General features: G+C 63.7%; 17 protein-coding genes. 7 read left to right on the top strand and 10 right to left on the bottom strand.

The window, feature by feature from the left end; genetic code table 11:
* Window positions 1–6: 6 nt before the first annotated feature.
* Window positions 7–1,587, bottom strand: coding sequence for a long-chain fatty acid--CoA ligase (locus AC3WJR_RS06485; RefSeq protein WP_492723293.1), 1,581 nt, complete (start codon window positions 1,585–1,587; stop codon window positions 7–9).
* 32 nt (window positions 1,588–1,619) lie between these two features.
* A complete protein-coding gene (gene dnaE / locus AC3WJR_RS06480) occupies window positions 1,620–5,309 on the bottom strand; it encodes a DNA polymerase III subunit alpha (RefSeq protein WP_492723291.1) in 3,690 nt (1,229 codons plus the stop codon).
* Between the two features lie 275 nt (window positions 5,310–5,584).
* Here dnaE and AC3WJR_RS06475 point away from each other — a divergent pair, with 275 nt between their 5' ends.
* Entirely contained in the window at window positions 5,585–6,514 is a 930-nt protein-coding gene (locus tag AC3WJR_RS06475; RefSeq protein ID WP_492723289.1) for a hypothetical protein, read from the top strand.
* A 75-nt stretch (window positions 6,515–6,589) separates the two neighbouring features.
* Here AC3WJR_RS06475 and AC3WJR_RS06470 read toward each other — a convergent pair whose 3' ends face one another.
* From AC3WJR_RS06470 to AC3WJR_RS06450, 5 genes are all read right to left on the bottom strand, one after another.
* Window positions 6,590–7,069, bottom strand: coding sequence for a glutathione peroxidase (locus AC3WJR_RS06470; protein ID WP_492723287.1), 480 nt, complete (start codon window positions 7,067–7,069; stop codon window positions 6,590–6,592).
* On the bottom strand, window positions 7,066–7,764 hold the full coding sequence (locus tag AC3WJR_RS06465; protein ID WP_492723285.1) for a GNAT family N-acetyltransferase: 699 nt from the start codon (window positions 7,762–7,764) through the stop codon (window positions 7,066–7,068). Before AC3WJR_RS06465 ends, AC3WJR_RS06470 begins: the two co-directional genes overlap by 4 nt.
* On the bottom strand, window positions 7,761–8,435 hold the full coding sequence (locus AC3WJR_RS06460) for an ABC transporter ATP-binding protein (RefSeq protein ID WP_492723283.1): 675 nt from the start codon (window positions 8,433–8,435) through the stop codon (window positions 7,761–7,763). The genes AC3WJR_RS06465 and AC3WJR_RS06460 overlap by 4 nt, the downstream gene beginning before the upstream one ends.
* Window positions 8,428–9,678, bottom strand: coding sequence for a lipoprotein-releasing ABC transporter permease subunit (locus AC3WJR_RS06455; protein WP_492723281.1), 1,251 nt, complete (start codon window positions 9,676–9,678; stop codon window positions 8,428–8,430). The genes AC3WJR_RS06460 and AC3WJR_RS06455 overlap by 8 nt, the downstream gene beginning before the upstream one ends.
* A 581-nt stretch (window positions 9,679–10,259) precedes the next feature.
* Window positions 10,260–12,719: a TonB-dependent receptor gene (locus AC3WJR_RS06450; RefSeq protein WP_492723279.1), complete on the bottom strand. Its 2,460-nt coding sequence runs from the start codon at window positions 12,717–12,719 to the stop codon at window positions 10,260–10,262.
* 260 nt (window positions 12,720–12,979) lie between these two features.
* On the opposite strand from AC3WJR_RS06450, the gene AC3WJR_RS06445 reads away from it, so the two are divergent.
* Entirely contained in the window at window positions 12,980–13,450 is a 471-nt protein-coding gene (locus tag AC3WJR_RS06445) for an Hsp20 family protein (protein ID WP_492723277.1), read from the top strand.
* A 41-nt stretch (window positions 13,451–13,491) separates the two neighbouring features.
* On the opposite strand, the gene AC3WJR_RS06440 is transcribed toward AC3WJR_RS06445, so the two are convergent.
* The 3 genes from AC3WJR_RS06440 to secG form a co-directional block, all read right to left on the bottom strand.
* A complete protein-coding gene (locus AC3WJR_RS06440) occupies window positions 13,492–16,275 on the bottom strand; it encodes a DUF3857 domain-containing protein (RefSeq protein WP_492723275.1) in 2,784 nt (927 codons plus the stop codon).
* Between the two features lie 133 nt (window positions 16,276–16,408).
* On the bottom strand, window positions 16,409–18,043 hold the full coding sequence (pyrG, locus tag AC3WJR_RS06435) for a CTP synthase (RefSeq protein WP_354281056.1): 1,635 nt from the start codon (window positions 18,041–18,043) through the stop codon (window positions 16,409–16,411).
* 109 nt (window positions 18,044–18,152) lie between these two features.
* On the bottom strand, window positions 18,153–18,557 hold the full coding sequence (gene secG / locus AC3WJR_RS06430) for a preprotein translocase subunit SecG (RefSeq protein WP_492723273.1): 405 nt from the start codon (window positions 18,555–18,557) through the stop codon (window positions 18,153–18,155).
* A gap of 349 nt (window positions 18,558–18,906) precedes the next feature.
* Here secG and AC3WJR_RS06425 point away from each other — a divergent pair, with 349 nt between their 5' ends.
* The 5 genes from AC3WJR_RS06425 to pgl all read left to right on the top strand — a co-directional run bounded on the left by AC3WJR_RS06425 (window position 18,907) and on the right by pgl (window position 22,844).
* Window positions 18,907–19,230, top strand: coding sequence for a MarR family transcriptional regulator (locus AC3WJR_RS06425; protein WP_354281059.1), 324 nt, complete (start codon window positions 18,907–18,909; stop codon window positions 19,228–19,230).
* Entirely contained in the window at window positions 19,163–19,543 is a 381-nt protein-coding gene (locus tag AC3WJR_RS06420) for an SH3 domain-containing protein (protein ID WP_492723271.1), read from the top strand. Before AC3WJR_RS06425 ends, AC3WJR_RS06420 begins: the two co-directional genes overlap by 68 nt.
* Window positions 19,540–20,469, top strand: coding sequence for an N-acetyl-gamma-glutamyl-phosphate reductase (argC, locus tag AC3WJR_RS06415; protein ID WP_492723269.1), 930 nt, complete (start codon window positions 19,540–19,542; stop codon window positions 20,467–20,469). Before AC3WJR_RS06420 ends, argC begins: the two co-directional genes overlap by 4 nt.
* A 94-nt stretch (window positions 20,470–20,563) precedes the next feature.
* A complete protein-coding gene (gene zwf, locus AC3WJR_RS06410; protein ID WP_492723267.1) occupies window positions 20,564–22,030 on the top strand; it encodes a glucose-6-phosphate dehydrogenase in 1,467 nt (488 codons plus the stop codon).
* A gap of 97 nt (window positions 22,031–22,127) precedes the next feature.
* On the top strand, window positions 22,128–22,844 hold the full coding sequence (gene pgl, locus AC3WJR_RS06405) for a 6-phosphogluconolactonase (RefSeq protein WP_492723265.1): 717 nt from the start codon (window positions 22,128–22,130) through the stop codon (window positions 22,842–22,844).
* Window positions 22,845–22,918: the final 74 nt, after the last annotated feature.

Raw genomic sequence — 22,918 nt, 5'->3', positions numbered from 1 at the left:
TAGAAACTACGCCGCAAGCACGTGATCGCGATACTCCGCCCGAAGCGCGGTCTTGAGCAACTTGCCAGTAGCCGTGTGCGGCAGCGACTCGACGAACAGGATTTCGTCGGGAAGCCACCACTTCGCGACATGCTCCGCCAGATGCGCCGCGATCTGTTCCGCGGTCACGCTGCTGGACGCCTTGCGCACCACGAGCAGCAAGGGCCGCTCATCCCATTTCGGATGGTACACGCCGATCGCCGCGGCTTCGGCGACGCCCGGACACCCGATCGCTGCATTCTCCAGTTCGACCGATGAAATCCATTCGCCGCCCGACTTGATCACGTCCTTTGCACGATCCGTGATCTGCATCGTGCCATCGATGTGCAACACCGCGACATCGCCGGTATCGAACCACTGGTCGGCATCGACCGCGTCCGCATTCGCCTTGAAATAGCGCTTCACCACCCAAGGTCCGCGCACCTGCAAGCGCCCCGAACTGACGCCGTCACGCGGCAGCACAACATCCGCGTCATCAACCACCCGCAGCTCGATGCCGAACGGAGTCTGCCCCTGCTTGCATGCATGATCGAGTTGCGCGTCGCGGGTCATCGTGTCCCAGTGCGGCGGGTAGCAGCCCGCGGTGCCGATCGGCGACGTTTCGGTCATGCCCCACAAATGCTTGACCGTCGCGCCCATCCCCATGATGCGGTCGATCATCGCGCGCGGTGCCGCCGATCCGCCGATCGTCACCTGCCGGAGATGCTGCGGCGCTTCGCCAGTCGCGTCGATATGCTGGAACAGCGCAAGCCAGACGGTAGGCACGCCCGCGGAATGCGTGACCCGCTCCTCGTTCATCAACCTACACAGCACTGCAGGATCGTTGACCGCCGAGTAGACGATCTTCGCCCCCGCCAGCGCGGTCGCAAACGGCAGGCCCCAAGAGGCGGCGTGAAACATCGGCACCACCGGCAGCACGACCGAGGTCGACGACAGGTCGAACACCCATGGTGCGACTTCGGCCATTGCGTGGATCACGGTCGACCGATGCTCGTACAGCACGCCCTTCGGGTTTCCGGTCGTTCCGCTGGTATAGCACAGCATGCAGGGGTCGCGTTCGGGCCCCTCGACCCATTGGTATGCGCCGTCCTCGTCTGCTAAAAGGGTGTCGAATGCGCCGTCATCCAGGCACACATAGTGTTCGATCGAGGCCCATTGCGCCCTCAAACGGTCGACAATCGGCTGGAATTGCCGGTCGTAGAACAGCACGCGGTCTTCGGCATGGTTGGCGATGAAGACGAGTTGCTCGTCGAACAACCGGGGGTTGATCGTGTGCACCACGCCACCCATGCCGATCACGCCGTACCACGCGACCAGATGGTGCGCATGGTTCATCGCCAGCGTCGCAACCCGATCCCCTGGCTTTATCGCAAGCCTTTCAAGCGCTTGCGCCAGTTTACGCGCATCGCGTGCGATACTTGACCAGTCAGTCCGGGTCTCGCTGCCGTCCGCCCAATAGGACACGATCTCGCGTGCGCCATGTTCGCGCGCGGCGTGATCGAGCAGCCGCGGCACGCGCAATTCGAAATCCTGCATTCCGCCAAGCATCGTCTCTCCCCATGCGTACGATGGGGCGACCGTCACCCCACCAGAGCCAGCCGCGCTTCGGCGGTCTTGAGCTCTACGTTGCCGACATCCTGCAAGGCTTCGATCCGCTCGGCAAGCTCGCCGTCGAGCAAAAAGTCGCGACCGAGCAGGACGCGCGCGTGCCCGCCATCCGCGACCGGCACCGTCGCCCAGATTTCGCCGCGCGCACCGCGCACGTGCTGGAGCAGGTCGGCAAGCGCCGTCATGCCGGCGGGGCTCGCCACGCTCAGCTCGAGCGCGAAGCGCGCGCTGTTGGCGAGTTGCTCGAACGGCTGGATCCGCTTGATCGAGACGCGTGGCGTTTCCTCGCCCGGACGGCGGTCAAGTTCGACCGTCAGCAGGCCGCAGCCGTTGTTGCGTGCGGCCTCCTCGAGATCGGCGGCGACGGCGTCGTCGAAGCACGTCGCGATGAACTGGCCCGAGGGATCTGAACAGGTTGCCATCAGGTAGCGCTTGCCGCGCGCCGAGGTGCGCCAGCGTGCGTCCTCGACTAAAGCGGCCATCGTTGCACCTGCGCGCGTCCCGTCGTCGGGGATAGATAGCTCGCCGAGGGCGGCGAAGCTGCGGGCGCCGTGCATCTTGGCGAGGTGGCCGTGGCGGTCGACCGGGTGGGCGGAGAGGTAAAAGCCGAACGCGTCCTTTTCCTGGTCCATCCGCTGCGCGACCGACCAGTGCGCCGAGCGGGGGAGCTTGATCGGGGGTTCGGCGGCGTCGGCGGTGCCGAACAGGCCGCCCTGCCCGCTGACCTTCTGGTCGTGGATCCGCGCGGCCGTCGCTAAAATCGTTTCGGCACAAGCATGTAGCCCCGCACGGTTCTCGTCCAGGCCATCGAACGCGCCCGCCGAGGCGAGCGTCTCGACCTGGCGCTTGTTCATCAGGCGCGGGTCGACGCGGCGCGCCAGATCGTCGATCGAGGTGAACTTGCCGTTCGCCTCGCGCTCGGCGACGAGCTTCTCCATCGCACCCTCGCCGACCGATTTGAGCGCGGCCAAAGCATAGCGGACGCCGAGGCCGTCGCCGGTATCCTCGACCGTGAACTCGGCCTCGCTGCGGTTGATGTCGGGGGGGAGCAAAGCCACGTTCAGACGCCGCATATCATCGACGAAGATGCTCAGTTTGTCCGTGAGCGTCATGTCGAAACACATTGATGCGGCATAGAATTCGTGCGGATGATGCGCCTTCAGCCAGGCCGTCTGGTACGACAGCAACGCATAGGCCGCGGCGTGCGACTTGTTGAAGCCGTACCCTGCGAACTTGTCGATCAAGTCGAACAGTTCGTTGGCTTTTGCCTTCTCGATCCCGTTGATCGTCTTGCAGCCCTCGACGAACCCGGCGCGCTGCGCGTCCATCTCGGCCTTGACCTTCTTGCCCATCGCGCGGCGCAGCAGATCCGCCTGCCCCAGCGAATAGCCCGCGAGGATCTGCGCGGCCTGCATAACCTGTTCCTGGTACACGAAAATCCCGTAGGTTTCCGACAGGATCCCCTCGAGCAGCGCATGCGGATAGACGATCGGCTCCAACCCGTTCTTGCGCTTGCCGAACATCGGGATGTTGTCCATCGGGCCCGGGCGATACAGCGAGACAAGCGCGATGATGTCGCCGAAATTTGACGGCCGAACGGCAGACAAAGTGCGCCGCATTCCCTCCGATTCTAGCTGGAATACGCCAACTGTGTCACCCTTTTGCAGCAGTTTATAGACGCCTTCGTCGTCCCATTCGAGCGCATCGAGATCGAGCACGACCCCGCGCTCCGCCAGCAGGTCGATCGCCTTCTTCAAAACCGAAAGCGTCTTCAGCCCGAGGAAGTCGAACTTCACCAGCCCCGCGCCCTCGACATATTTCATGTCGAACTGCGTGACCGGCATGTCCGAGCGCGGATCGCGGTACAAAGGCACCAGCTCGGCGAGCGGACGATCGCCGATCACCACACCCGCGGCGTGAGTCGAGCTGTGGCGCGGGAGCCCTTCGAGCTTCATCGCGAGATCGAGCAGATGGCGGACGTTGCCGTCCTGCTTATACTCGCTGTGGAGCTCGGACACGCCGTCGATCGCGCGGCGGAGCGTCCACGGGTCGGCGGGGAGATTGGGGACGAGCTTCGCCAGCCGGTCGATCTGGCCATAGCCCATCTGGAGCACGCGCCCGGTGTCCTTCAACACCGCGCGTGCCTTCAGCTTCCCGAAGGTGATGATCTGCGCGACCTGATCGCGGCCGTACTTCTGCTGGACGTAACGGATTACCTCGCCGCGGCGGGTTTCGCAGAAATCGATGTCGAAATCGGGCATCGACACGCGTTCCGGGTTAAGGAAGCGTTCGAACAGCAACCCCAGTTTCATCGGATCGAGATCGGTGATCGTCAGCGCCCAGGCGACGACCGAGCCTGCACCCGAACCACGGCCTGGGCCGACGGGGATGTCGTGGTCCTTCGCCCATTTGATGAAGTCCGCAACGATCAGGAAATAGCCGGGGAACCCCATCTGGATGATGACGTCGAGCTCGAATTCGAGGCGCTCGCGATAGGGGGTGCGCCAGTCGGTTGGGGTGGGAGCTGGAGCTACCTCCCCTTCCGCTACACCCTCTTCTGCACTTCCCCGGCGGAGGCCGGGGCCCAGTTGTGGCGGCGATGTAGTCGAAGCGCCGTCCTCACCGTTCTTCTGCTCCTCACCTGGGCCCCGGCCTTCGCCGGGGAAGGAAACAGGGGTGGAAGGGACGGCGGGAACACGCGCGGCACTAGCCGACAACAACCCCAACGCCGCAATCCGGTCCAGCCGCCGCTCCAGCCCCGCGCGCGCATCCACCCGCAGCTTCTCCGCTTCCGCCTCGCGGTCGCCCGCCAGGCTCGGCAGGATCGGCTTGCGCTTGGGCGCCGCCACGCCGCAACGCTGCGCGACGATCATCGTGTTGGCGATCGCCTCGGGGAGATCGGCGAACAGCGCCTTCATCTCCTTGGCGGGCTTCATCCACGCATCGGGCGAACTGCGCGGGCGGTCGTCGCTCGCGACATAGGTCGAGTTGGCGATGCACAGCATCGCATCATGCGCCTCGCTGAAATCCTCTTCCGCAAAACAGCACGGGTTGGTCGCGACCAGCGGCAGGTTCCGGTCATAGGCGAGGTCGATCAGCGCGCCCTCGGCCTTGCCCTCGATCTCGCACGAGCGGCGGGTGAGCTCGATATACAGCCGGTCGGGGAACAGCGCCTGCAACCGATCGGCATAAGCCAGCGCGCGGTCCGGCTGGTCCTCCGCGAACAGCCGCGCGAGCCCGCCCTCGCGCCCAGCGGTGAGCGCGATCAGCCCGTCCGAACACGCCGCCAGCGCGTCGAAATCGACATGCGCGGCGAGTTCGAGCGGACGATCGAGATGCGCGCGCGAGACGAGCTTGCACAGATTGTCATAGCCCGTCTTGTCCTGCGCATAGAGCGCGATCCAGTCGATCACCGGGGTCGCGGTCTCGGGCATGTCGGGGCGGCAGAGCCCGAGCATCGTCCCGATCACCGGCTGGACCCCCGCGGCCATCGCCGCGTCGGAGAAGGCCATCGCGGCATAGAGCCCGTTGCGATCGGTCAGCGCGGCGGCGGGAAAACCGAGCTGCTGCGCGTGCTTGGCGATCGCCTTCGGCTCGATCGCGCCGTCGAGCATGGTGTAGGACGAGAAGATACGGAGGGGCACGAAGCCAGCATGAGACATGGGGGGCTTATGCGCCGTGGGGGCGATTCTGGGAACCGGGCACGGGGGGAAATTTAGTAGGCGGCGAAGGCCTGATAGGCTTGTGTTTGGCGCTTCGGTTGAGCGGATTGAAGTGACAGATTAATCGGAACTTGCTCCGCTAACAGCTCCGTTAATTTCCGTCACACCAGTTTCTAACGGATCGGCCAATTATGCAAAGTCGTCCTGCATGCTAGCCACGCCAACATTGCTTCAGCAATCGATGCGTCCTACCCAAGTTCGAAGGTAGAAGTTTTGTGACCATTGCGTTGAACGCAGTTACTTGTTTTGTGATGGGGGCCAGCACGTTGACGATCGATCGATGGATAGCAGCGATATCAAGCGTCGGAACACTTGTAGCGGCATTCCTAGCATATTTCAGCATCCGTGAAGTACGTTTGCAGAGGGTTCAACAATTTCAGCCGCGCCTTACGCCTATATCCGCTTATTTTGATACAATCACAGAACAAAAAATTGCCTGGAAATTACCAGAAAATCCAAACGGCAGTTATTTGGAATACTCGAAACAGAGCGCTGACTATTCTTTGCCACTGATTAACGTCGGAAACGGGGTTGCTGCCGACATCGAGATAACATGGACGGTTGATTTAGAAAACTGGATGCAAAGTATTAATACATTAAGTGCGCATAGTGGTGCTGGTATCGGCATACAAAAAGAGGGGAGTTTGTTGTCCATCCTGGTAGATGGAGATTCCAAATCAACAATGAACCTTGATATAACGATGAAGCAGAATATTGAATATGTTCTACCTGTCGTGGCAAGCAAACTGGACAATAGAATTACTGTACCACTGCCTATTCAAGCTCTCATCCAAACCTATTACGAATGTTATTTTAAAAAGACTAGCGACGACAGGGTTTATACGAAGCCTACCGTTGGCCTAAATATGAGTCTTGATATCAAATATAAGGATACAGTGGGACGAACTTATAGCAGACGAACGATTGTCGACGCCACCGTCGTTTCAATGATTAAATCTCAAGACCAAGAAACCGGCGTTATCAATTATGAATTCAAACCAGTGCGCAATGAGCCTCCTGAAGGAGACTCTATTTTGACCAAAGCCTTGATGGCAGCTTTTAAGGAAATAATGTCAAGTAACATACCATATTATAAGCATATAAATAATATTTCTATGGCGATGTCTACCAGAAGTCGAGCTTAACTGTATTTAAACTTACAAGAATAAAAGGCGTACCACTGATGTGCGGTTTGCCTAACAGGACTTCGTGTCGAGCCTTTACAGTAATCTAGCAATATCCGCGTCGATCGCCTCAGGCTTGGTCGTCGGCGCATAGCGCTTCACCACCTGCCCCTTGCGATCCACCAGGAACTTGGTGAAGTTCCATTTGATCCCCCCGGCGCCGAGGAACCCCGGTGCCTGCTTCTTGAGCGCGGTGAACAGCGGGTCGGCGTCCGCGCCGTTGACGTCGACCTTGGCGAACATCGGGAAGGTGACGTCATAGGTCAGCGAGCAGAAATTGCGGATCTCCTCGGCGTCGCCGGGTTCCTGCGCGCCGAACTGATTGCACGGGAAGCCGAGCACCGCGAAGCCTTGGTCGGCGAAGCGGCGCTGCAACGCCTCCAGCCCGGCATATTGCGGGGTGAAGCCGCATTTGGACGCGGTGTTGACGATCAGCAGCACCTTGCCGGCATAGGCCGACAGATCGACCGGCTGGCCGTCCGCGCCCGTCACGATGTGGTCGGTGATCGCGTTCATGCCGTCTTCCCTTCGTTGCGCGCGAGCAGGAAGCGCAGGTTGCGCTCGACCCCCGCCCATTCGCTCGCGATGATCGAATAGACCACGAGATCGCGGATCCGGCCATCCATCAGTTGATGATTGCGCAGCACGCCGTCACGCTTCGCGCCGAGCCGCCCGATCGCCTTTTGCGAGGCCTTGTTGAACCAGTCGGTGCGGATCTGGACCGCGTTGCAGTCCATCACCTCGAACGCGTGTTTGAACAGGAGCAGCTTCGCCTCGGTATTGACCCCGCTGCGCTGGACCGACTTGGCGTAGAAGGTGCCGCCGATCTCGAGCCGGCGGTGCGCGGCGTTCATCCGCATGTAGCGGGTGAGGCCGACGATGCGGGGGGCTTGCCCACCCTCCGTTCGGGCTGAGCTTAGTCGAAGTCCTTGCGCTGTGCCTGGCCCTTCGACTTCGCTCAGGGCGAACGGCGGGGGTGTGGGCTCGGGCACGCACACCGTGAACGGCATCGCACGACCATAGTCGCGTTCCCTGAACAGCGCCGCCATGAACGCGTCCGGGTCGGTCAGCGTCGAGACGTTGGTGAAGAACAGTTCGCTGATCTTCCCGTCCGCCGCCGCCGCGACGATGCCGCCCTGGTCCTCGGGCACCGTCGGGCGCAGGATGACATGCTGGCCGACCAGCGTCGGCGGGTCGGTCCAGGCTGTCATGCAAGCCGTCCTTCGTGGAGCCGGACGACGCGGTCCATCTTGGCCGCGATCCGTTCGTTGTGGGTGGCGACCAGCGCCGCCGAGCCTTCGCCGCGCACCAGCCGGAGGAACTCCGCCAGCACGATGTCCGCGGTACCCTCGTCGAGGTTGCCGGTCGGTTCGTCCGCGAGCACCAGCGCAGGCCGGTTGGCGAGCGCGCGCGCTACCGCGACGCGCTGCTGCTCGCCGCCCGAAAGCTGGTTGGGGCGATGCGTCAGGCGATGCCCGAGCCCGAGCGCGGTGAGCAGCGCGGCGGCGCGCGCGTCCGCCTCGTCGCGCGGGCGGTCCTGGATCATCTGGGGGAGGACGACATTCTCGGTCGCGTTGAAATCGGGGAGGAGATGGTGGAACTGATAGACGAAGCCCAATTGGTCGCGCCGCACCCGCGTCCGCCCGTCGGCGTTGAGGCGTGCGGCTTCCTCGCCCGCGATCCGGATCGATCCGCCGAACCCGCCCTCGAGCAGCCCGACCGCCTGGAGCATCGTCGACTTGCCCGAGCCCGAGGGGCCGAGCAAAGCGACGATCTCGCCCGCGCCGACGGTGAGGTCGACGCTGCGGAGCACTTCGATCGTCTCGCCGCCTTGCGCGAAGCTGCGCGACAGGCCGGTGACGACCAATACCGGTTCATTCATAGCGCAGGACCTGGACTGGATCGGTGCTCGCCGCCTTGAGCGCGGGGTAGAGCGTGGCGAGGAAGCTGAACACGAGCGCCATGAGCGCGATGGCGGTGACCTCGACCGGATCGGTCTTGGACGGAAGTTCGCTCAGGAACCGGACCGAGGGGTCCCACAGATTCTGCCCGGTCGCCCATTGCACCGCATTGACGACATCCTGCCGGAACCACAGGAAGATGAAGCCGAGGATCAGCCCCGCGATGACGCCCAATCCGCCGATCGTCGTGCCGACGACCATGAAGATGCGGATCATCGCCCCCCTGCTCGCCCCCATCGTCCTGAGGATCGCGATGTCGCGCGTCTTGGCGCGGACCAGCATGATCAGCGACGAGAGGATGTTGAACACCGCGACGAGGATGATGATCGACAGCACGGTGAACATCGCAACCCGCTCGACGCCAAGCGCCTCGAACAGCTGCGCGTTCATCTGACGCCAGTCCTGCACGACGCCGCTGCGGCCGATCTTGTCGACCAGCGGCGCGAGGATCGGGCCGACGTTGTCTGGGTTGTTGGTCTGCAGCTCGACGATGTTGACCGAATCGCCGAACATCAGGAGCGTCTGCGCGTCCTCGATCGGCATGATGACATAGGCCTTGTCGAAGTCGTACACGCCGATCGTGAACACCGCGCCGACGGTGTAGTTGACGATCCGCGGTACGGTGCCGAACGGGGTCGACTGGCCTTGCGGGCTGATCAGCGAGATCTGGCTGCCGACCACCGCGCCGAGCGAATCCGCGAGCCCCGATCCAATCGCGATCGTGCCGCTCCCGGGTTTCAGACTGTTGAGCGACCCCATCACGACCTTGCTGCCGATCGTCTTGTTCGTGCGAATGTCCGCCCCGCGCATGCCGCGGAGCAATATGCCTTCGACCCGGCCGTTATAGGTGGTCATCAACGGCTGCTCGATCAGTGGGGTCGCGCTGATGACGCCCGGGGTCGTCTCCGCGAGCCCGACGACGCGGCGCCAGTCGGGCATCTGGCCGCCATAGCCCTGCACGACCGCATGGCCATTGAGGCCGACGATCTTGTCGAACAGCTCGGCGCGGAAGCCGTTCATCACGCTCATCACGATCACCAGCGCAGCGACGCCGAGCATCACCGCGACCAGGCTGATGCCCGCAACGAGGAAGATGAACGCCTCGCCCTTGCCCGGGAGCAAATAGCGCCGGGCGATCATGCGTTCGTATCGGGAAAGGATCATAGTGTTCGGTCTGCCCGCCCCCGGGGGTGCTGAAGCGGTTGCTCTAGGCGGCACGTGCGGGACTGGCAACTGTTGCTACGTGTTGCGCAATCGCCACAGCGTCGCCGCAATCGGTTCGTCGCGGCCACATTCCCGGTGACAAGCCCCCGTAACAAACCTAACGCTTTTGTCACTGACACACAGGCAACGGCCGTGGTTCGGGGATGCTTTCAGCGCCGCCTCAAAGGGCTGGCTGCGAAGGCGAATTGGGGGCTGACGAGCGATCGTCACGCAGGCGCCCGGGTCGGCAACGGCCCGGGCGTTTGCTTTTGGGGGAAGGCGCGCGCGCCGGTCTGCGCAGCAGATCCCCCAGAACGGACGGCGGGCGCACAGCGACCCGTCCGACGGCGGCTTTGCCGACCGGCGTTTCTTCCTACTTCTTCGGTTTAGCGCTCTCGCGGGGGGGCTCTGCTGTACTTCCCCACCCCAACCCCTCCCCTGAAGGGGAGGGGCTAAGAAGAAGCGTTCCCCTAGAAAGCCCCTCCCCTTCAGGGGAGGGGTTGGGGTGGGCTGAGCCTCGCAGAGACCCCCGCCCCCGAACTTCAGAACGACTTGCTGAGCGTCACCCCATAAGTCCGCGGATCGCCCGGTTGCCCGACGACCAGTCCGGTGCTCCCCGATTGTGTTGCCAGCACTTCGTAATAATTCTGGTCGAACGCGTTGCGGACCCAGCCGAACACGTTGAAATCGTCGCGCGCCTTGAACCCCAGACGGAAGTTGCTCAGCGCATAGCCGTTGATGTCGGTATACGCCGAGCGCGACGGGTTGGACGAGAACTTCGAGCGATAGCTGCCGTCATAGCCGACATAGACCTGCCCCGCGACGCGGCCGATCTGCACCGGAACGTCATATTCCGCGCCGTACGAGAAAGCCCATTTCGACACGCCCGGAAGCCATTGCCCCGAGACGTTGCAGCTCGCCGGGCTCAGACCGGATACGCCGGGGGCAGCCGGGGTCTGCCCCGCCGCCACGGTCGTCCCGCCCGACAGCTCGGGCGGGCACGGCGCATCGACGAACCGGACGTAGCGCGCATCGGTGAACGCGCCATTGGCATAGACGTTGAGCCGCGACGTCGGGCGGAACGCCGAGTCCACCTCGATCCCGCGCGTCCGCACCTTGCCCGCATTCGCCAGATACCCGCGCAGCACGCCGAGCTGGCCGTTGGTGACGGTCGCCTGATAATCCTCAATCTCGGTCCAGAAGCCCGCGATGTTGACGGTCGCGCGACGATCGAGGAACTGCGTCTTCAGCCCCAGTTCGAAGTGGTTGACCTTCTCGGGCTTGACCGTCGCCGCCGACAGGATCGGGTTGTTCGCACCATCCAGCGGCAGGCCCGACAGATTGATCCCGCCCGATTTATAGCTGCGCGCATAGGTAGCATAGGCGTGGATGTCGCGGGTCACCGTATAAGCGGCGGTGATGTCCCCCGACACGTTCCACTTGTCGAACCGCGGCGTATAGGTCTGTGGTGCCAGCACGCCGCGCTGGTCGGCGTTGAGCGTCGTGCTGCCCGTTCCCGTCGTGACGACAGAGACATACGACCCGTTCTTCTTGTCGTAATTCACCCGCAGCCCCGGCGCGATCGAAAAGGCATCGCTCACGTGCCATGTCGCCTTGCCGAACGCCGCGACGCTGGTGTTGGTGAAGCCGATCGTGTTGCGCGCGGTCAGACCGTTCAGGATCGCAGGGTTGCACGCGTTCGTCGTCGGCGTCGCGCACCCGCTGGCCCCGGGTCGCACACTGGCACCGGGATTGAGCAGGAACCGGCTCGCGGCCGACCCCTGGATCTGAAGCCCTTGGGTATCAATCGTCTGGTAGAAGTAGAATGCCCCGAGCACATAGTCGATCTTGCGATTGCCGTTCGAGGCAATCCGCAGTTCCTGGCTATATTGTTCCTGTTGCGACGGATTGTTCGACGCACCGGTGACGGGCAGACCGATGAAGTCGCGATCGTTCGACGGATCCCAGTCCCAGAACCGCCAGGCCGAGACCGAGGTCAGCGTCGCCGCGCCAAGATCGAGGTTGGCAACCAGCGATGCCCCGCCAAGCGACTGTTTGGCACGGAGCGGTGTATCCACGTCGGTCACGCGATCGAACGCATTGGTCGATGGCACCGCATAGCCCTGCGCTGCCGCCAGCGCCGCATATTGCCGGTTGAGCGGCCGCTGCGTCGCGCCGGTGCGGACATAATATTGGACGCAGCACTGCGGGTTCTGGCGTGCGTAATCGCCGTACAGCGTCAGATCGAGCGTATCGGTCGGCTTCCACAGCAATTGGCCACGGAAGCCGGTGTTGTCCTGGCTGTTCAAATATTTATCGCTGCGCACATTGTAGATCGTACCCCGCCGCGACGTGATCGAGGTCGACAGCCGGATCGCCAGCTTGTCGTCGATCAGCGGACCGGACACCGACGCCTTGCCCTGAAAGAAGTCGTAATTGCCCCCCGACACCTCGACGCGCGCTTCGGGCGAGAAACTCGGCTTGCGCGTGGTGATGTTGATCGCACCAGCCGTGGTGTTCTTGCCGTACAGCGTCCCCTGCGGTCCGCGCAGCACCTCGATCCGCTCGGTGTCGGTGAAGTCGAACGTCGCCGAGGCGATCCGGCTGTAATAGACTTGATCGACGTAGATGCCGACGCCCTGTTCGATCCCGTCGTTGGTCAGCCCAAACGGTGCGCCGAGCCCGCGGATGTTCGCCGCCGAATTGCGCGGGTTGGTCGAATAGAATTGCAAGCTGGGCTGTAGCTGCGTCAGTCGATTGACGTTGTACGTGCCCGTGTCAGCCAGCGCGGTGCCACCAATGACCGACATGGCGATCGGAACCGATTGGATCGTCTCGGACCGCCGCCGCGCGGTCACGACGATATCCCCGCCGCCTTGCTGTGCCGTGCCGAGACGCCCTTCGGACTGGTCCGTCGCCGCGGGTGCGACCGGTTCGCTCGGGGGAAGCTGGGCGGCAGTCGCCGCTTGCACAAGCAGGACGAGCGGAAGGTGCGCAAACATAATGATCCCCTTTTCGGGTTTTCCCGAGTCGGGGCATAATGCCTATCATTCGAGGGGACTTTCACGCCGTATTGTTCTTTGGACGGCGAAAGGCTGGCTTTAGCCGGTTTGAAAATCGCTCGACGACCCTCTTGAACCGGTTTTGCGCAAACCCAAATCTACGGCGTGCGGTGCCGTAATGGGCCGCACCGGGCCAGGTCGCACAGCAGTGGACCGGGCTTGCATACCAACGATGTACCTCGCTTTTGAAGGAGACCATCATGCGTCAGTTCGATCTAACCCCATACCGCCGCTCGACCGTCGGCTTCGACCGTCTGTTCGACATGCTCGAGGCCAATTCGCGGCAATCGAGCGCGGATAATTACCCGCCGTTCAACCTCGAGCGGCTTGATACCGACCGGTACCGGATCACGATCGCCGTCGCCGGCTTTGGGCGCGATGACATCGAGATCACCGCGCAGCAGAACCTGTTGCAGGTTCGCGGGCGCAAGGACGACAAGGACAGCGCATCCGCGTCGTTCCTCCATCTCGGCATCGCCAACCGCAGCTTTGAACGTCGCTTCGAACTCGCCGATTTCGTGCGGGTCGAGGATGCGCGGCTGAACGACGGCCTGCTCGTGATCGACCTGATCCGCGAAGTCCCCGAGGCGATGAAGCCCAAGACGATCGCAATCAAGACCGGCGCGCCGCTGGTCGCGGTCGAGCAAGCGGACGACGCCCAGGCGGCCTAATCCGTGTCGGCACCCGGGCGACCGCCCGGGTGCCGTTGCGATCACTTCGCTACGATGCCGTAGCGCGCATAGTGACGGTCAATCCCGGGCTCGGTCTTCCGGGCGATCTTCAGTTCCGTTGCCGCTTCCCCGGTCCGGTCGAGCCGTTGCAGCACGATTCCGCGCATGAAACGGCTCGCGGACTGGTTGGGGGCCGCGGCCATAACGGCATCAAGGTCCGCCAGCGCCTCGTCATACCGCCCGAGCCGGAACCAGACCATCGCTCGGCTGTCCAGCGCCGCAGTCGTGTCCGTGCTGAGTTCGATCGACGCCGTGCAATCCTTGAGCGCGGTCTCGATCATCAGGTTCCGCGTGCCCTTGGTCCAGCACCGGGCATTCATCAGGTCCGGGGAGCCAGGCTTTTCCGCGATCAGCGCGTCGAATTGTTTGATCGCTTCGGCGGGATCGCCATATTCACCGATCAAACTCGCCTTTGCGGTCCGGAATGTCGACCGCAAATTGCCCCCCAGCGCGATGCGCTGATCCATCAGCGCGATCCCGCTCGCCAGATCGCCCTGCTCCGCCTTGTACGAAGCAATCGCCGAAATCGCCTGTTCGGACGACGGATCCAGCGCACGCGCGGCTTCGGCATCACTCAGCGCGGCGGGGATGTCGCCGATCCCGTACCGGATGGCGGAGCGTTTGAGATACAGATCGACCGAGGGCGCGATTGCGATCGCTTTCGTCAGGTCGGCCACCGCCCCCGTGCGATTGGCGACTCCGGCACGGAACGAGGCGCGACTGGTGTAGCCGGCAACCTCCTCCGGATCATCCGCGATCGCCTTGGCGAAGATCGTGTCGATCGCTGCGATCTGCGACGATCCCGCAGGATCTTTGCCGTCGAGGTCCCACCGTCGTGCGGTCGCCGCAGGCGCGACGAGCCGCGGCGCGCTGGATTTGGCGGTCGTCACGGCGTCGCGTTCTTGCGGAAGGCGGGGAACGGGGATCTCGGCCCCCGTGCTGTCGATCCGCTCGTCCATCGTCAGGACGGCACCGTCCAGCTTCATCGTGCGCGTCACGCCATATCCGCCGACTTCCCCCTTCATCTCGGGGTCGCCCTCCAGCGTGAAGCCGCGTCCCTGGTCGGGCAGATGCAGGCGCAACCGGAACCGCATGCCGTACGGATCGGGGGTCATCACCGGGATCGTCCCCCAGCTCACCTTGCTGCGATCTGGATCGAAACTGATGCTGTCGAGCGCGCGTGCCAGACTGCGCTTGAGCCGTCGGTCCTCGGTGGTCCACGGCGTCGTGACGACGCCCCGCGCACGGAGCGTGACGTCGCCGAACACCGGATCCGGCGTGATCGACGTGTCGACGAACTGACCCTCGCCGAGAAACCCGTTGAAATACTGCGCAACCGCTTCGCGTTGCTGTTTTGCGTCCAACTGGCTTTTCGCCAGCGTCATGGCCGTGGCCGCCGGACCGTGCACTACCGCCACGACCGTGACGACGCTGGGGAGATCGACGCTCGCGGATTCATCGACGTCGATGCTGAGATCGGTAACGGGCCGGGCGTTGGCGTGGGTCTCGATCGGCATCAGTGCCGCGCCCGCCGCCCGCACCGGCAAGACGTAGCGAAGCGCCGGCGTGTCGTGGATGTCGGCAAGTCGCGCCCCACTGCCGGTGCCGTCCAGCCACAGCGCCTGCCCGTCGATGGTCGCGCGGACCAGGACGTGGTTGAACGCGATCGCGCTGGGCAACCGTTCCGGCAACAGGTCGCCCAGGCCGACGTTGGCGAGGACCGGTTCCGCCTCGATCTTCATGGCGTGCAACAAGGTGAGAAGCAGCAAGGTCTTCGCCTTGCAATCGCCGTAGCGAACCGCCCAGGTCCGAGCCGGCGCTTGCGGCACGTAATTGCCGCCGTCCATCCCGACCGCGAGATATCGGATTTTCTGCTGGACCAGCTCGAGCGCGAGCGCAGCGCGGCCGATGCTGGTTTGGTCCGCCCGCATGATCCGCGCGACCTCGACCGCAATCGGGTCGGTCGGATCACTTGGAGCTGTCGTTGCGTATAACGGGGCCATGACCTGCGAGACGTCCGCCCAGTCCTTGAAGGTGGCGAGTTCGAACAGCGGCGGATGGCGGTAGCGGACCGGCGCATCACCGGGCATGTCGGGCTGTTTCAACAACGGCAGCGGAAGCGTCACTTCGCTATAGGCTCCATTTCGGACCGGTGCCGGTACGGTCCCGGTGGCCAGCAGCTTCCACTTCGGCGGCGTCGCCGTTGGCCACGAAAACCGTACCTGCCCGAATGCAAGCCGCATCGGCGCAGCCAGGACCGGCATCAACGTCTGTACGCGTCCGCCAAGCGCCGCATCTGTCGCGGTCGTGGATCCGCGCAGCCGCAGCACATCGCCGACCTGCAGCCCCTCGACCGCGATCGTCGCACTGAGAATGCCGGTCAGTTCGCGCTGTTCGAGCCCCTGCTCGCGGCGCAACACCGTGAACTTCTGCCCCTTGGCGAGGAGATCGATCCGCGCGCCATCCCGCTGGATCGAGAGTTCGTGGACGATGAGATCCCCCTTGTCGGGCATCCACGGCAAGGTGATCGACGTCGCCTGCGCGAGCATCTCGGGTGTCGTGATCCGGGTCGCACTGTCGAAATAAGCCCACAACCGTCCGTTCTCGGCCCGCTGCTGCAGGTCGAGAATGAGCGTCGGCGGCGTGTTTGGGCCAAGCTTGCCGGGATCGGGCAGCGGCGCCACGGCCACCCAGGCGGGCGACGGCTGATACAGCGGCACATCATTGGCCCGGACAAGCGCCGGCGACGCCAAAGCTACGGCCACACCACTGGCCCAAAATACTGAACGCAAACGCCCCCCCTCTTATTATCCCCGGACGAGACCTATTGGGGCTCGGCCGAAGACGCCAGAGGGTCCGCCACCTTTTATTTCATATTGGTGCCCGACAGCGGGCGGATCAAACCAAACGCGACTGACGTACCGCCGCCGCGATGAAGCTCGCAAACAGCGGGTGCGGATCGAACGGCTTGCTCTTGAGCTCGGGGTGGAACTGCACGCCGACGAACCACGGGTGATCCGGCCGCTCGACGATCTCAGGCAGCATCCCGTCCGGGGACATGCCGCTGAACACCAGCCCGCCCTGCTCGAGCCGCTCGCGATAGGCGGTGTTGACCTCGTAGCGATGGCGGTGGCGTTCCGAAATATCGCTGCCGCCATAGATCGTCGATACGACCGAATTGCCGTCCAGCTTCGCGGGATAAGCCCCGAGCCGCATCGTCCCACCGAGATCACCGCCAGCTTCACGCTTCTCGAGACCGCCTGCGTTCATCCATTCGGTGATCATGCCGACGACCGGCTCGTCGGTCGGGCCGAACTCGGTCGAACTGGCGTCAGCGATCCCTGCGAGATCGCGCGCGCCTTCGACGCAGGCCATCTGCATGCCGAAGCAGATGCCGAAATAGGGGATATCGCGTTCCCGAGCGAAGCGGACGCTGGCGATCTTGCCCTCCGCGCCACGCTCGCCGAATGCGCCGGGGACGAGGATCGCGTGCATTGGTTCGAGCCGTGCAGCAATGTCGGCGTCATTCGCCTCGAACAATTCGGCGTCGATCCACTCGACGTTGACCTTGACCTTGTTCGCGATGCCGCCGTGGACGAGCGCTTCGTTGAGCGACTTGTACGCATCCTGCAGGCCGACGTATTTGCCGACCACGCCGATCGTGACTTCGCCCTCAGGGTTGGTCAGCCGGTCCATGATATTGGTCCAGCGCGACAGGTCGGGCGCGCTGCCGGGCATGATGCCGAACGCGTTCAGGACCGCGTCGTCGAGCCCCTCGTTGTGATACTGGACCGGGACCGCGTAGATGCTCTTCGCATCGAGCGCGGGGATGACCGCGGACTTGGGAACGTTGCAGAACAAGGCGATCTTGGCGCGGTCGCTCTCGGGGAGCGGTTGCTCGCAGCGACACACCAGCACGTCGGGCTGCACACCAAGGGCGGCAAGCTCGCGGACCGAATGCTGGGTCGGCTTGGTCTTCAACTCACCCGCAGCGGCGATATAGGGTACGAGCGTCACGTGGATGCTGACCGAGTTGCCGCGACCGAGATCGTTGCGCAACTGGCGGATCGCCTCGATGAACGGCAGCGATTCGATGTCGCCGACCGTGCCGCCAATCTCGCAGAGTACGAAATCGAGATCGTCCGTCTCGGCCTGCGCGAACTCCTTGATCGCGTCGGTGACGTGCGGAATGACCTGCACCGTCGCGCCGAGATAATCGCCACGGCGTTCGCGGGCGATGATTTGCTGATAGATCCGGCCCGACGTGATGTTGTCGCTCTGCCGCGACGGGACACCGGTAAAGCGCTCGTAATGGCCGAGATCGAGATCGGTCTCCGCGCCATCATCGGTCACATAGACTTCGCCATGCTGATAGGGCGACATCGTCCCCGGATCGACGTTGAGATAAGGATCGAACTTGCGGATCCGCACGCGATAGCCACGGGCCTGGAGCAACGCCGCGAGGCTCGCTGCCATGAGACCCTTGCCGAGCGAGGAGACCACGCCGCCGGTGATGAAAATGAACCGCGCCATGGGAGCAAAGGCCTAGCGTCATCCAGGGTGGCGCGACAAGCGCGCGACTCCGGGAAAGTTAAAAGGAGATGCGAAGTCGGCCCGTATAAACGTCGGGCCGGCTTGCGGCTTATGGTGCGGTCGGTGCCGCACCGTTGGCGGGAGCCGCCGTGTTACCGGTCGGCTCGATCGCGCTGCGCGCGCCGCTTGCGAACGGATTGTTGGGGTCGGTCTGAACCGGCGGCGCGATCGGTGCCGGGGCCGTTGCTGCGCCGGTTGCGAGCGTCGGATCGACCTTGGCGACGCGGTTCTGTGCAGCCAGCACCGCGAGCAGGATGCTGAGCGCGATGAACACCGCCCCCAGCGTCGACGTCGCGCGCGTCAGAAAGTCCGCAGCGCCGCGTGCCGACATCAGCCCCGACGGCGATCCGCCCATGCCCAGACCGCCACCTTCGGACTTCTGCACCAGAATGACCGACACCAGCGCCGCAGCGACGCAGAAATGGACGACGAGGAGAAACTGGAACAGAAACATGTTGCGGGCTGATCCTTGACCACCAGGTGGCGGGTGTATTGGGCGAGTGTGTTGGACGACTGCGTTGGGGGGCACATAGGCGAGGACGCCGATCCGATCAACCACGGCGGACGGGATGCCGGTGACACCCGCATTCTGGCGAAAGCGCCGCACGCCGATCGCCATAAGGGTGCGTTCGTTAATCATGATCCCGTCGGCGTCAGATCGGCGACATTTCGCCATCGAACTGAAACCTAGCGCTTGGCAAGGCGTTTGGATGATCTGGAATGTCCCCGATTGGCGGGGGTTGCCGAGTAATTTGCGGGTGTTGGCCGTGGCAGTTCAAAGCGATAACTCTCTTGGTGAGTGGATGCAGGCGCTCGTCGATTATGTACGGTCGGGCGAACCCGATTTGACCAATCGGCAAATGGCCCTGTTGCTCGTGGTTTACCTGAAACCGGGACCGCATACAGTCCGTGGTTTGGCCGGGATGCTCAATGTCTCCAAGCCCGTGGTGACACGCGCCTTGAACAGACTTGGCACCCTGGGCTATCTGCGCCGTCAACGCGACGATAACGACAAGCGTAATATCTTCGTCGCACGTACCTCCGAAGGGGCAGGGTTTCTTGAAGATTTCGGCCAGTTCATCGGCGGCGGCACACCGCAACCCGTCGCCCGCCGCGCTACCGCGTAAGAGTTTTGCCCTGCTTGGCCAGTCGGTTGCGCTGGATCCGCTGCGCTTTGCCGTGCGGCGCGATCTTGCCGACATCCGTCTGGCCGACCGTGTGTTCGCGCCGCATTATGCCGCGGCCGTCTCGCGCGTACTGATCACGCAGACGGACTTGAGGCAGGCGCCTGAAGCCGATTCGGCCGTCGTGGCGGAACTGCCACGCGGCACGGTCTTCGAAGTTTTCGAGTTCGTCGCCGGTCGGGCGTGGGGCCGTGCCCCTGCGCTCGATCGCGTTGGCTATCTCGACACACGCGCGCTATCGTGGCCGACGACATGAGCGTCAGCGTTTTCATCGATGGGGCCGCGGGAACGACGGGCCTCGAAATCCGCGAGCGCCTCGCCGGACGGGACGATGTCGTGCTGGTGACGCTGGATGCAGCGGTTCGCAAGGACCCTGAAGCACGACGCGCAGCACTCAACGACAGCGATTTCGTCATTCTGTGTTTGCCGGACGACGCGGCGCGCGAAGCCGTCGCGTTGATCGCCAACGACCGGACGCGCGTGATCGATGCGTCGACTGCGCATCGTACCGCGGACGGCTGGAGCTACGGCTTTCCCGAACTCGAACGCAGCCAGACCGCGCTGATCGCCGAATCGAAGCGCGTTACCAATCCCGGATGCTATCCGACCGGCTTCCTGGCGCTGGTCCGCCCGCTGGTCCGCGCCGGACTGGTTCCGGTCGACTGGCCCATCTCGGTCAATGCCGTCTCGGGTTACTCGGGTGGCGGCAAGGCAATGATCGCCGAATATGAGGGGCCCAACCCGCCCCCGGCGGCGCGTGCCTACGCGCTCGGGCTGGCGCACAAGCATGTGCCCGAGATGCAGAAGCACGCGCGCCTCGAACATCCGCCAATCTTCATGCCGTCCGTGGCGAATACCTATCGCGGGATGATCGTCGAAGTCCCGTTGCCGCTCGCCATGTTCAAGCGTCGTCCATCGCTTCAGGCCTGCGAAGCAGCGCTGCGTGAGGCCTATGGCACAGACAGCCTGATCCGGGTTGCCGACGGCGATGCGTCGGTCGTGCAGATCGAGGATGACGCCGGCACCGATCGGCTGACGCTTCGGGTATGCGGCAATGCGGAGGCCGGGCAGGTCCGGCTGATCGCAACGCTCGACAATCTCGGCAAGGGTGCTGCGGGTGCCGCGGTGCAGAATCTGAACGTCATGGCCGGGTTCGATCCGCTCGCCGGATTGATCCGCTGATACGATCCGAACCCGAATTGTTTTCCGGTTTCATCTTGGCGGGACGGACTTCGCGGCTTAGGTGACCCCCTTCCCCCCAGGAGGTTCAAGTCGCATGGCACCCCGCAAGCCCGTCGGTAAACTCCTTTTGTTCGGCGCCACCGGCGACCTTGCACAACGCATGCTGCTGCCGTCGCTATACGGCCTCCATGCCGATGGCCTGTTGCCCGACGGCCTGACGATCACCGGTACGGCACGTGCCGACAACGATGACGACAGCTACCGCGCGTTCACCAAGGCCGCGCTGGACAAGTTCGTCCCCAAGGACCGGATCGACGACAAGGCGGTATCGAGTTTTCTCGACCGGCTTGGCTATCAGTCGCTCGATGCGACCGATCTCGACCATTACAAGCAGCTGGCCGAAAAGGTCGGCGACGTGTCGGGCGGCCTGGCAATCTTCCTGTCGACCGCGCCGTCGTTGTTCGAGGCAGTGATCCGCGGGCTCGACTCGGCTGGCCTCGCTGGCGATACCGTCCGCATCGGGCTGGAAAAGCCGCTCGGCTACGATCTGGCATCCAGCCGCGAGATCAACGACACCGTCGCGACCGCTTTCTCCGAGGAACGCACGTTCCGGATCGACCATTATCTCGGCAAGGAAACCGTCCAGAACATCCTTGCGCTGCGGTTCGGCAATTCGTTCTTCGAACCGGTGTGGAATGCACGCGGGATCGACAACGTCCAGATCACCATCTCCGAGACGGTCGGGCTCGAAGAACGCGCCGCTTATTATGACGGCGCGGGCGCGTTGCGTGACATGGTCGCCAACCACATGCTCCAGCTGCTCGCGCTCGTCGCGATGGAACCCCCTGCCCGCTTCGACGGCAACGCCATCCGTGACGAAAAGGCGAAGGTGTTCCGCTCGCTCCGCACGATCAAGCCCGAAGACGCCCCGCGGGACACGGTGACGGGGCAATATGCCGCGGGCGCAAGCGGCGGCGAGATCGTCAAAGGCTATGTCGACGAACTCGAGAAGCCGTCCACGACCGAGACCTATGTCGCCATCAAGGCGCATGTCGACAATTGGCGCTGGCAGGGCGTGCCCTTCTATTTGCGCACCGGCAAGCGGATGCCGACCCGGCGCAGCGAGATCGCGATCCAGTTCAAGCCGGTCCCGCATTCGATGTTCTCGAACCGTGGTGGTTTGCTACAACCCAACGTACTGATCATCCGCCTGCAGCCCGAGGAATATGTCCAGCTACTCGTGATGGCAAAGGAGCCGGGCCTTGACCGCGACGGTATCCGATTGCGCGAAGTTCCGCTGAACTTGAGCCTCGACGCCGAGTTCGCGGGCTCGCGTCGGCGCATCGCCTATGAACGCCTGCTGCTTGACCTCATCGAAGGTGACCAGACGCTGTTCGTCCGCCGCGACGAGGTAGAGGCCCAATGGACCTGGATCGATGCGATCCGCGAGGGCTGGGTCGCCAACGACATGAAGCCCAAGAGCTACCCCTCGGGTAGCTGGGGCCCGAGCGCCGCGGTCGCGCTGACCGAGCGCGGCGGCGTGACGTGGCAGGACGATTGAACTAGATTTCGTATTCCCGCGACCGTGGGGATCCGGGGGCACGTCAACGCTGCCCCCGCAATTTGGGCCCTGGATTTGCAGGAACACCCAACGGAGAATGATGATGAGCGAAGAAATCGAATGGTGGGATTATGAGGATGCCGACGAGATGGCGGATGCCGTCGCGGGCGACATCGGTTTCATCATCGATGCCGCAATCGACGCACGCGGCGCCGCAGTCATCGCGCTGTCGGGGGGCAAGACGCCGATCCCGATCTACGAACGGCTCGCCAAGGCCAAGATCGACTGGAAGCGCGTGACGATCGTGCCGACCGACGAGCGGATCGTGCCACTGGGCGACGCGCTGTCGAACGTGACGATGATCGCCAAGACTTTCCTGCCCAAGGGTGCGCGGGTGATGCCGATCGTTCCCAATGCAACCGCCGATTACAAGGCCGCGGGTCGCTCGGCCGATGCGCTGATGCAGGATCTGCACTGGCCGCTCGACCTGTGCCTGCTCGGCGTTGGCGCGGACGGGCACACCGCCTCGATCTTCCCCGGCCCCGACTTCGACGAGGCGCTGTCCGGCCCGAACGAGCGCCGCGCGGTCGGCGTGATGCCTGATCCATTACCCTCGGAAGCCCCCGTTGCGCGCGTCACGCTCAGCCGGGCCGCGATCGTCTCAGCGCGCGCGCTGATCATCGCGGTGACGGGCGACGCCAAGAAGACGGTGATCGAAAAGGCGATCAAGCAGGGGCCGTCGTCGGCCTATCCGATCGGTCGCGTGCTGGCGGACGCCGAGCTTCCCGTCGACATTCACTGGGCGGCTGCATGATGCGCCGTTCCGTTCGCGCCGAGATGGTCGACACGTTTCTGCCAGGGACGCAGCGCGCTTCCCGGACAGACGGT

The sequence above is a fragment of the Sphingomonas sp. FW306-05-A genome (assembly GCF_058782275.1).
Note: the sequence above shows the minus strand (reverse complement) of the source record. Positions and strands in the feature narration are given on the sequence as shown.